8 protein-coding genes and 2 pseudogenes are annotated in these 9807 nt (G+C 67.2%); all 10 read left to right on the top strand.

The window, feature by feature from the left end; genetic code table 11:
- Positions 1-850, top strand: a pseudogene (locus tag ACQKDV_RS16085) (ATP-dependent zinc metalloprotease FtsH); the annotation flags it as partial.
- Positions 851-951: 101 nt separating this feature from the next.
- Positions 952-1140 (top strand): hypothetical protein, encoded by a 189-nt coding sequence (locus ACQKDV_RS16080; protein ID WP_200733024.1) that lies wholly within the window; start codon positions 952-954, stop codon positions 1138-1140.
- A gap of 656 nt (positions 1141-1796) precedes the next feature.
- Complete coding sequence (gene folP / locus ACQKDV_RS16075; RefSeq protein WP_427785044.1) at positions 1797-2693, top strand: dihydropteroate synthase; 897 nt, start codon at positions 1797-1799, stop codon at positions 2691-2693.
- Positions 2693-3646 (top strand): tRNA (adenosine(37)-N6)-dimethylallyltransferase MiaA, encoded by a 954-nt coding sequence (miaA, locus tag ACQKDV_RS16070; protein ID WP_427785043.1) that lies wholly within the window; start codon positions 2693-2695, stop codon positions 3644-3646. The genes folP and miaA overlap by 1 nt, the downstream gene beginning before the upstream one ends.
- Positions 3647-3742: 96 nt before the next feature.
- Positions 3743-4021, top strand: coding sequence for an RNA chaperone Hfq (gene hfq, locus ACQKDV_RS16065; RefSeq protein WP_427785041.1), 279 nt, complete (start codon positions 3743-3745; stop codon positions 4019-4021).
- A gap of 14 nt (positions 4022-4035) precedes the next feature.
- Positions 4036-5346, top strand: coding sequence for a ribosome rescue GTPase HflX (gene hflX / locus ACQKDV_RS16060; protein WP_427785039.1), 1311 nt, complete (start codon positions 4036-4038; stop codon positions 5344-5346).
- Positions 5347-5540: 194 nt separating this feature from the next.
- Positions 5541-6848: an MFS family transporter gene (locus ACQKDV_RS16055; RefSeq protein WP_427785038.1), complete on the top strand. Its 1308-nt coding sequence runs from the start codon at positions 5541-5543 to the stop codon at positions 6846-6848.
- 61 nt (positions 6849-6909) lie between these two features.
- Positions 6910-7410, top strand: a complete 501-nt coding sequence (locus ACQKDV_RS16050; protein WP_174213499.1) for a CinA family protein — start codon at positions 6910-6912, stop codon at positions 7408-7410.
- A gap of 35 nt (positions 7411-7445) precedes the next feature.
- Positions 7446-9128 carry a 2-polyprenylphenol 6-hydroxylase gene (gene ubiB / locus ACQKDV_RS16045; RefSeq protein WP_427785037.1) on the top strand — a complete coding sequence of 561 codons (1683 nt, stop codon included), beginning with the start codon at positions 7446-7448 and terminating at the stop codon, positions 9126-9128.
- A 163-nt stretch (positions 9129-9291) separates the two neighbouring features.
- A pseudogene (gene lexA / locus ACQKDV_RS16040) lies at positions 9292-9753 on the top strand (transcriptional repressor LexA); the annotation flags it as partial.
- Positions 9754-9807 lie beyond the last annotated feature (54 nt).

Genomic DNA, 9807 nt, shown 5'->3' with positions numbered 1-9807 from the left:
GATCCAGATATCGATTGATCCCGGCCAGGTGCTGGCGGTGCGGCTGCGCCCGGGCTTGTCGGTGATCGGTGGCAACGAGAAGGAAGTCCGCATGGACCACTTCGACCGTGCCCGCGACAAGATCCTGATGGGTGCCGAGCGCCGCTCGATGGCCATGAGCGAGGAAGAGAAGACCCTGACCGCTTACCACGAGGCCGGCCATGCCATCGTCGGTCGCCTGGTGCCCGAGCATGACCCGGTCTACAAGGTCACGATCATCCCGCGCGGCCGTGCGCTGGGCGTGACCATGTACCTGCCGGAAGGCGACAAGTACTCGATGAACCGCGTGGCGATCAAGTCGCAGCTGTGTTCGCTGTACGGCGGTCGTGTGGCCGAGGAGCTGATTTTCGGCGCCGACAAGGTCACCACCGGAGCCTCCAACGACATCGAGCGCGCCACCAAGATGGCCCGCAACATGGTCACCAAGTGGGGCCTGTCCGACCAGCTTGGCCCGATCGCCTACGGTGAAGAGGACGATGAGGTGTTCCTGGGGCGCTCGGTCACCCAGCACAAGAGCGTGTCCAACGACACCGCGCGCCGCATCGATGAGGAAGTGCGCAGCATCCTCGACGAGGCCTACGCACGCACCACCGAACTGATGACGGCCAACATCGACAAGCTGCACGCGATGTCGCAGTTGCTGCTGCAGTACGAGACCATCGATGCGCCGCAGATCGACGCCATCATGGAAGGCCGCGATCCGCCGCCGCCGGCGGGCTGGAGCAAGTCCAACAAGGACGGTGGTGGCAACGACAAGGGCGGCGACGCCCGTCCGCTGCCGCCCATCGCTGGCCCGGCCGAGTCGCACTGACGGCCCGCCATCGCTGATTGCAGACGAGGCCGGGGCAACCCGGCCTCGTTGCTTCCGGGCCTGCAGCCCGACTGAATTCACTGCCTTACGCTGGAGCCTGCATGTCCGTTCCCCCGCCGCAACCGATCTCCCATACCGTCGAAATGGTCATCGCCACGATCGTCGGCGTCGCTGTGGGCCTGACCGTGGACAACCTGCTGCTGGGCTGCGGCGTCGGCATCGCCGTCGGCATCCTGTTGAGCATCATCAAGACCCTGTACGTGGACCGGAAGCGCCGCCGGCAGCGTTGAGGGTTTTCTCTCGGCAGGGCTGCGCCCTGCACCTGCCGAAGCAACTACAACGTCAACGTCAAAAGCTGGCTATTCGTGGGATGGCGGGGCGGTGTGGGTGGTCAGGACACGCCGTAAACCCGTCCCTGGGGGCTCGTAGGCGCCATCCATGGCGCCTGCGGTCCTGCCCACCCACACCGCCCCGCCTCTGACAGATTCCGTGTGCTGTTGGCAAATGCAGCTGTTGGTGGGTGCCGACCGTTGGTCGGCACAATTGTCAGATATCGAATGAATTCATCCACGCATGGCGTGGATCTACTGGGACGCACGGCTGTTGGTAGGTGTCGACCTTGGTCGACACATCTGTCAGATATCGAAATTCATCTGGGGTCAGAGCCCGTTGCGCAGCAACGGGATCCGACCCCGTGCCCCGACAGATCGCGGAAGTCTGTCGAAGGCAGGGTGGGTCCGGTTGAGGGGGTGTGAGCGGCATGGATGCCGCGACCAAGCCCCCATGGACGGGTTTACGGCGTCCCCCTCAACCGGACCCACCCCGCCAACCCACGGATAGCCAGCTGTTGCTCTTGCTGTTGCTTCGGCCGTTGCCGTTGCCTCTGCGGGTGCAGGGCGCAGCCCTGCCGAACTAAACTAAACACCGTTGCCTGCAGGATCGCCTCATGTTCGATATTTCCCCCCAGCTCGACTGCGCCGGCCGCATCCTGCGCCTGGACCGTGCCCGGGTCATGGGCATCGTCAACGTCACCCCCGATTCTTTCTCCGATGGTGGCGCCCACGACAGCACCGACGCGGCCGTTGCCCATGGCCTGAAGCTGGTGGAGGAGGGCGCCGACCTGCTGGATATCGGCGGCGAATCCACCCGCCCGGGTGCGGCGACTGTCACGGTGGAAGAAGAACTGCGGCGCGTGCTGCCGGTCATAGAACAGCTCGCTGCCCGCACCACCGTGCCGATCAGCATCGACACCTTCAAGCCGGAGGTGATGCGCGCGGCCGTGGCGGCCGGCGCCGGGATCATCAACGACATCTTCGGCCTGCGCCAGGACGGCGCCCTGGAGGCCGCCGCCGATACCGGGGTGCCGGTGGTGCTGATGCACATGCAGGGCGAGCCCGGCCACATGCAGGCCGACCCGCATTACGCCGATGTGGTGGCCGAGGTCCATGGCTTCCTGGTGCAACGTCTGTTCGCGGCTGAAATGGCCGGCATCGCAAAGAAGAATCTCGTGATCGACCTGGGCTTCGGCTTCGGCAAAACCACGGCGCACAACATGACCCTGCTGGCGCGCTCTGAGCGCTTCCTGGAACTGGGCGTACCGATGCTGGCCGGCCTGTCGCGCAAGCGCAGCCTGGGTGAGCTGACCGGCCGCGAGGTGGCAACCGAGCGCGTCGCCGCGTCGGTGGCGGCGCACCTGATCGCGGTGCAGCGTGGCGCCCGCATCGTGCGCGTGCATGACGTGGCGGCCACCGTCGATGCCTTGAAGATCTGGGAGGCCGTGGACGCGGTTCCCGCCCCGCGGACCGATGCCGCCCCGTCGATCCGCTGGCCGGACGAAGACTGATGGCCGTCGACCAGCGCCCGCTGGCGATCGCGGTGATGGGCCCGACCGCCAGTGGCAAGACCGCCACGGCGATTCGCCTGGCCCAGGCGTTGGATGGTGAGATCGTCAGCGTCGATTCGGCGCTGGTCTATCGCGGCCTGGACATCGGTTCGGCCAAACCCGACGCCGCCGAGCGCTCTCAGGCGCCGCACCATCTGCTCGATCTGTGCGATCCCTGGCAGACCTATTCGGCGGCCGAGTTCGCCGCCGACGCCGGCCGCGTGGTGGCTGACATCGTCGCCCGCGGCAAGACGCCGATCCTGGCGGGTGGAACCGGCCTGTACTTCCGCGCCCTGCTGCAGGGCCTGTCGCCGATGCCCGAGGCCGACCCGGCAATGCGCGAGGTACTCAGTGCCGAGGCGGCCGAGCGAGGCTGGGCCGCCCTGCATGCCGAGCTGGCCCAGGTCGATCCGGCTGCCGCGGCACGCATCCATGCCACCGATCCGCAGCGCATCCAACGTGCGCTGGAGGTCTACAGGTTGACCGGCATGCCCATCACTGAATGGCAGCGTCGTCCCGGCGTAGCACCGTTGCCGGTGCGTACACTGAAGCTGATCCTGGCCCCGCGCGACCGGGCCGTGCTGCACCAGCGCATCGAGGCCCGCTTTGACGCCATGCTGGGCCAGGGCTTCCTGGCGGAAGTGCGCGCCTTGCGGGCCCTGCCGCAGATGGCGGCCGTGGCCGCGCCGCTGGATCTGCCAGCGGTGCGCGCGGTCGGCTACCGCCAGGCCTGGGAATACCTGGACGGAGAGGGCGACGCCGCCCGCTTCCGTGACAAGGCCATTTTCGCCACCCGGCAGCTGGCCAAGCGGCAGCTGACCTGGCTGCGTGGCGAGCTTGATGCCCGCTGGTTCGATCCCCATATCGACCACGAGCGCCTGTCCGGCGCGGTGTCGACCTTCGTCGCACGCTGAACCGCCGCTGGCCGTGTACCATCATGGATCGGCGGGCGGCTCGGGGGCCGCAGCATCCGCTGGCAACCCAATAAGAACAATAATCAGGAGTTAGCAATGTCCAAGGGGCAATCGCTGCAGGATCCATTCTTGAACGCACTGCGGCGCGAGCGCGTGCCGGTTTCGGTGTACCTGGTCAACGGCATCAAGCTGCAGGGCACGATCGAATCGTTCGATCAGTTCGTGGTCCTGCTGCGCAACACCGTCAGCCAGATGGTCTACAAGCACGCCATTTCCACCGTGGTACCGGCGCGCAACGTGAAAGTCGGGCCGGGTGGTGGCTATGTGCAGTCGGGTGAAAGTGATGGTCAGGCGGGTGATGAAGCAGACGAGTAATTGCGGAGCGGTGAATGTTTGACCGCTCGAAAAAAGGCGAAAACGCCCTGTTGATCCAGCCCCATTTCGGCAAGCTGGAAGACGATGTGCTGGAAGAGTTCGGTGATCTGGCCCGCTCGGCCGGGGCCAGCATCGCCGCCACCATCACCGCGCGCCTGGACCGTCCGAACCCCTCTACCCTGATCGGCAGCGGCAAGCTGGACGAGATCAAGGCCGCAGCCGACGCCACCGGTGCCGATCTGATCCTGGTCAACCATGCCTTGAGCCCGGGCCAGGAACGCAATCTCGAGCGCTTCCTGGAGCGTCGGGTGATCGACCGTACCGGCCTGATCCTGGACATCTTCGCCCAGCGTGCGCACAGCCACGAAGGCAAGCTGCAGGTCGAGCTGGCGCAGCTGCGCCACCTGGCCACGCGGCTGGTACGCGGCTGGACCCACCTGGAGCGCCAGCGTGGCGGTTCCATCGGCCTGCGTGGCCCGGGTGAAACCCAGCTGGAAACCGACCGTCGCCTGCTGCAGAAGCGGGTGGAACAGCTGCAGAAGCGGCTGGAAAAGGTCGAGGTCCAGCGCACCCAGATGCGCCGGGCGCGCCTGCGCAGCGAGCTGCCGCGTGTGGCCCTGGTCGGTTACACCAATGCCGGCAAGTCGACGCTGTTCAATGCCCTGACCGGTGCCGAGGCCTACGCCGCCGACCAGCTGTTCGCCACGCTCGACCCGACCGTGCGCCGCATCGCCGTGCCCGGCGGCAGCGTGGTGCTGGCCGACACGGTGGGCTTCGTGCGCGACCTGCCGCATGATCTGGTGGCTGCGTTCCGCTCGACCTTGTCCGAGGCGCGCGAGGCTGACTTCCTGCTGCACCTGGTCGACGCCGCCGATCCGCATCGCGAGGAGCGCATCGCCCAGGTCGACGAGGTGCTGACCGCGGTCGGGGCAGGTGATCTGCCGCAGCTGCTGGTGTTCAACAAGATCGACCGCATCGACGGCGCAGAAGTGCGTCACGACGGGCAGGATGGCATTCCCGATCCATCGCGCCGTGAGCGCGTCTGGATCTCCGCTCGTGACGGGCAAGGGCTGGATCTGCTGCAGAGCGTGCTGGGCAAACGCCTGGGCCTGCAGCACATCACCGGCGATCTGCGCCTGCCGCCCAGCGCTGGCCGCCTGCGCGCGCGGCTGCACCAGCTCGAAGTGGTCCGCAGCGAACAGGCCGACGAAGAGGGCTGGCTGCTGCAGGTGGACCTGCCGATCGCCGAAGCGGAGAAGCTGGCTGCCAATGCCGACGGCGGCCCGATCCGCGCGCTGCTTCCGGAGAAACTGCCGGAGTGGTGAGCCTGGTCAGATCCCGTTGTGGAGCAACGGGCTCTGACCCCTTACGGTTGCATCAGTCGAGCACGCTCGACGCTACGGGGGCGGGTGTATTCGGCCGATTGCCGCACTTCAGCCGCCTGATAATGCACATCCCCTCCCGCCCCTCAGGTGGATGATCCGAAGGCCTGCCCCCACGGCACCCCGGAGTTCCTTCCATGTCCCACGTCAGCCCTGACGCACTGCCCCAGTACACTGCGGCGGAAAAACGCCACCGCGTGTTCGCCATCATGTCGGCCTCCTCCGGCAACCTGGTGGAATGGTTCGACTTCTACGTCTACGCGTTCTGCGCCATCTACTTCGCCGGCGCGTTCTTCCCCGCCTCCAACCCGACCGTGCAGCTGCTCAACACGGCAGGCGTGTTCGCCGCCGGCTTCCTGATGCGGCCCATCGGCGGTTGGCTGTTCGGCCGCATCGCTGACCGCCTGGGTCGCAAGAAGTCCCTGCTGATCTCGGTCAGCATGATGTGCGGCGGCTCGCTGATGGTGGCCTGCCTGCCGACCTACGCCACCATCGGCGCGATGGCACCTGTGCTGCTGCTGGTCGCCCGGCTCATCCAGGGTCTGTCGGTGGGCGGCGAATACGGCACCACCGCCACCTACATGAGCGAGGTCGCCCTGCGCGGCCAGCGCGGGTTTTTCTCGTCTTTCCAGTACGTCACCCTCATCGGCGGCCAGCTGCTGGCGGTGCTGGTCATCGTCATCATGGAGGCGCTGCTGAGCGAGGCGGAAATCCGCGCCTGGGGCTGGCGCATCCCGTTCGTGCTCGGTGCCGTCGCCGCCGTGGTCGCGCTGCTGCTGCGCCGCACCCTGCACGAAACGCAGAGCGAGGCCGATCGCGGCGACAAGGATGCCGGCAGCCTGTCGGCGCTGTTCCGTGACCACAAAGCGGCCTTCTTCACCGTGCTCGGCTACACCGCCGGCGGCTCGCTGATCTTCTACACGTTCACCACCTACATGCAGAAGTTCCTGGTCAACACGGTGCACCTGCCGATCAAGACGGCCAGCTACGTGATGACCGGCGCGCTGTTCCTGTACATGTGCATGCAGCCGCTGTTCGGCATGCTGTCCGACCGCATCGGCCGCCGCACCAGCATGATGCTGTTCGGTGCGCTGGGCGCGCTCACCACCGTGCCGATCCTGATCACCCTGCAGCACGTCAGCAGCCCGTGGGCGGCGTTTGGCCTGATCGTGCTGGCGCTGGCCATCGTCAGTTTCTACACCTCCATCTCCGGCATCGTGAAGGCCGAGATGTTCCCGCCGCAGGTGCGCGCGCTTGGCGTCGGCCTGGCCTACGCCATCGGCAACGCGATCTTCGGCGGCAGCGCCGAGTACGCCGCGCTGGGCATGAAGAGCCTGGGCCACGAGCAGCTGTTCTTCTGGTACGTCACGGTGATGATGGTGGTGGCCTTCCTGGTCAGCCTGCGCCTGCCGCGCCAGGCCCGTTACCTGCACCACGACCACTGAAGGGCAGGGGAGGACAGCGCTGCCGATCTGCGGTACAAGATGACCGTTGCTACCTCGATCCATGCCGATGTCCTTCCCCTCCGACGCCGATCTCCATGCCCAGGCCGCCGCGCTTGGGCAGCGCCTGCAGCAGGCCGCGCTGCAACTGGTCACCGCTGAAAGCTGCAGCGGTGGCTGGATCGCCAAGTGCATGACCGATATCGCCGGTTCCTCGGCGTTCTTCGACTGCGGCATGGTGGTCTACAGCTACGAAGCCAAGCAACGCCTGCTGGGCGTGCGCGCGCAGACGCTGGAGCAGTTCGGTGCGGTCAGCCGTGAGGCCGTGCTGGAAATGGTGTCCGGCGCGCTGATCAATTCCGGTGCCGGCATCGCCGTGGCCGTTACCGGCATCGCCGGGCCCGGTGGCGGCAGCCCGGACAAGCCGGTGGGCAGTGTCTGGATCGGCTGGAAGCGCCGCGGCGGCTACGCCCGCGCCGAACTGTTCCAGTTCGACGGTGACCGCGAAGCCATACGGCGGCAGACCGTGGCGGCGGCATTGCACGGCATCGACGCCCAGCTGTGACATGCTGGCCCGGTATGGAACCGGAGTAGGCATCGATGTGGGAGACGCTGGGTACCGTCCGTGACCTGGGCCGGCTGCAGGAAATCGCGGCCGTCCTGATCCGCTACGGCTTCGGCGACGTGGTCCGGCGCATCGGCCTGGCCACCGTGCTCGAGCGCGCCGGCCGGCTGCTGCACTGGAACGAGGAAAGCCAGCAGATGCTGCGCATGACCGCGCCGGTGCGCGTGCGCAGCGCCCTGCAGGATCTCGGCCCGACCTTCGTCAAGCTGGGTCAGGTACTGGCCACCCGCGTCGACCTGCTGCCGCCGGAATGGATCGCCGAGCTGTCCGAGCTGCAGAACGCGGTGCCGGCGCTGCCGTATGTGGCCATCCGCGAACAGCTGGAATCCGACCTCGGCGCGTCGCCGTCGCAGGTGTTCGCCTTCCTCGATGAAACCCCGATGGCCGCCGCCTCGCTGGCGCAGGCCCATCGCGCGCGCCTGCATGACGGCCGCGAAGTGGTGCTGAAGGTGCGCCGTCCCGGCATCCGCGACGTGGTCGAGGCCGACCTGCGCCTGCTCGCGCGGCTGGCCGAGATCGTCGAGGCGCGGCTGCCGGACCTGCGCCGCTACCGCCCGGCCGAAGTGGTCCAGCAGTTCACCGTTTCACTGCGCCGCGAGCTGGATTTTGCCGCCGAATGCCGCAACGCCGAGCGCATCAGCCGTAATTTCCAGGGCCGCGACGACATCCTGATCCCCGAAGTGCACTGGCAGTGGACCTGCGAGAGCCTGAACGTACAGGACTTCGTTGACGGCATTCCCGGTCGCGATCTGGCCGGCGTGGACGCGGCCGGGCTGGACCGCCGTGAGCTGGCCCGGCGCGGTGCCGACATCGTGCTGAAGATGGTGCTGGAGGACGGCAGCTTCCACGCCGATCCGCACCCGGGCAACATCATCTACCTGCGCGACGGCCGCATCGGCGTGATCGATTTCGGCATGGTGGGTGCGCTGTCCGAAGTGCGCCGCTTCCAGGTCGCGCAGCTGCTGCATGGCCTGGTCGAACAGGACCCGCAGGGCGTGGCGGACGTGCTGCTGGACTGGGCCGGTGGGGTGGAAGTCGATGAGAACCGGCTGCAGCACGACATCAGCCAGTTCGTCGACCAGTACCGCGGCGTGCCGCTGAAGGACCTGCGCATCGGCCTGATGCTGGGGGACATCACCCAGCTGCTGCGCAGCTACAGCCTGACCCTGCCCGCCGACCTGGCGCTGATGATCAAGGCCTTCCTGACCCTGGAGGGCATGGGCCGCCAGCTCGACCCGGATTTCGACATGGCCAGCGCCGCCCGGCCGTTCCTGGAGCGGGTGGTGCTGCAGCGCTACGCCCCGCGAGCGCTGCTCAAGCGCGGCCGGCGCAGCCTGCTGGGCATGATCGACTTCGCCGGCGAGCTGCCGCGTGACCTGCGCAAGCTGGTGCAGGCCGCCCGCCGCGGGCGTCTGCAGCTGAAGGTGGAAACCAGTGCGCTGCAAGGATTCGGTGACCAGGTCAACCGCGCCGCCAACCGCCTGGTGGTGGGGATTGTCACTGCCGCCCTCATCATCGGCTCATCCATCGTGATGCACAGCGTCGGCGGCGTTTCCAGCCGCTGGCTGCTGGCCCTGGGTGTCTGCGGCTTCGTCGGTGCCGGCTTCTGCGGCGTGTGGATCCTGTTTTCGATATGGAGAAGCGGCAAGCACGTCTAGCGTGCTTACCGCGGAATCGCGCAGCGATTCCGGTAGAGCCGACCGTTGGTCGGCTGCCTTTGCTCCTACGCCCCGCATCCCCCATCTGCCGAGCATGGGCTCGGCGCGACAGAATCGCCCGGGGCACTTGCGCAACCGGCCATTAGTAGTAATACTACTAACCATGGACCTGACCGACACCCAGCAGGCGATCCTGCAGTTGATCGCCGAGCGTATCGAGAGCGAAGGCGCGCCGCCGTCGCAGACTGAAATCGCCCGCGCCTTCGGCTTCAAGGGGGTGCGCGCGGCCCAGTACCACCTGGAAGCCCTGGAGCAGGCCGGTGCGATCCGCCGCATTCCCGGCCAGGCCCGCGGCATCCGCCTGGTGCAGGCGCCGCCCATCGAGAAACTGGCCGAGCCAGGGCTGCCGGACACTGTCCTGCGCCTGCCGGTGCTGGGTCGGGTCGCTGCCGGCCTGCCGATCGGGGCGGACATCGGTTCGGACGATTTCGTGGTGCTGGACCGGGTGTTCTTCTCGCCCGCCCCGGATTACCTGCTGAAGGTGCAGGGCGATTCGATGATCGACGAGGGCATCTTCGACGGTGACCTGATCGGCGTGCATCGCACCCGCGACGCCCATTCCGGTTGCCGGGCTGGATGATCCGCTGGGGCGCTATTTCCTGTTTACGCTGCAGTTCCG

This window comes from Stenotrophomonas sp. NPDC077659, from assembly GCF_050268705.1.
Lineage (GTDB): Bacteria > Pseudomonadota > Gammaproteobacteria > Xanthomonadales > Xanthomonadaceae > Stenotrophomonas.
Note: the sequence above shows the minus strand (reverse complement) of the source record. Positions and strands in the feature narration are given on the sequence as shown.

Coding starts and splice junctions, on each gene's coding strand:
- ACQKDV_RS16080 (WP_200733024.1), top strand. CDS start 952: ATGTCCGTTCCCCCGCCGCAACCGATCTCCCATACCGTCGAAATGGTC.
- folP (WP_427785044.1), top strand. CDS start 1,797: ATGTTCGATATTTCCCCCCAGCTCGACTGCGCCGGCCGCATCCTGCGC.
- miaA (WP_427785043.1), top strand. CDS start 2,693: ATGGCCGTCGACCAGCGCCCGCTGGCGATCGCGGTGATGGGCCCGACC.
- hfq (WP_427785041.1), top strand. CDS start 3,743: ATGTCCAAGGGGCAATCGCTGCAGGATCCATTCTTGAACGCACTGCGG.
- hflX (WP_427785039.1), top strand. CDS start 4,036: ATGTTTGACCGCTCGAAAAAAGGCGAAAACGCCCTGTTGATCCAGCCC.
- ACQKDV_RS16055 (WP_427785038.1), top strand. CDS start 5,541: ATGTCCCACGTCAGCCCTGACGCACTGCCCCAGTACACTGCGGCGGAA.
- ACQKDV_RS16050 (WP_174213499.1), top strand. CDS start 6,910: ATGCCGATGTCCTTCCCCTCCGACGCCGATCTCCATGCCCAGGCCGCC.
- ubiB (WP_427785037.1), top strand. CDS start 7,446: ATGTGGGAGACGCTGGGTACCGTCCGTGACCTGGGCCGGCTGCAGGAA.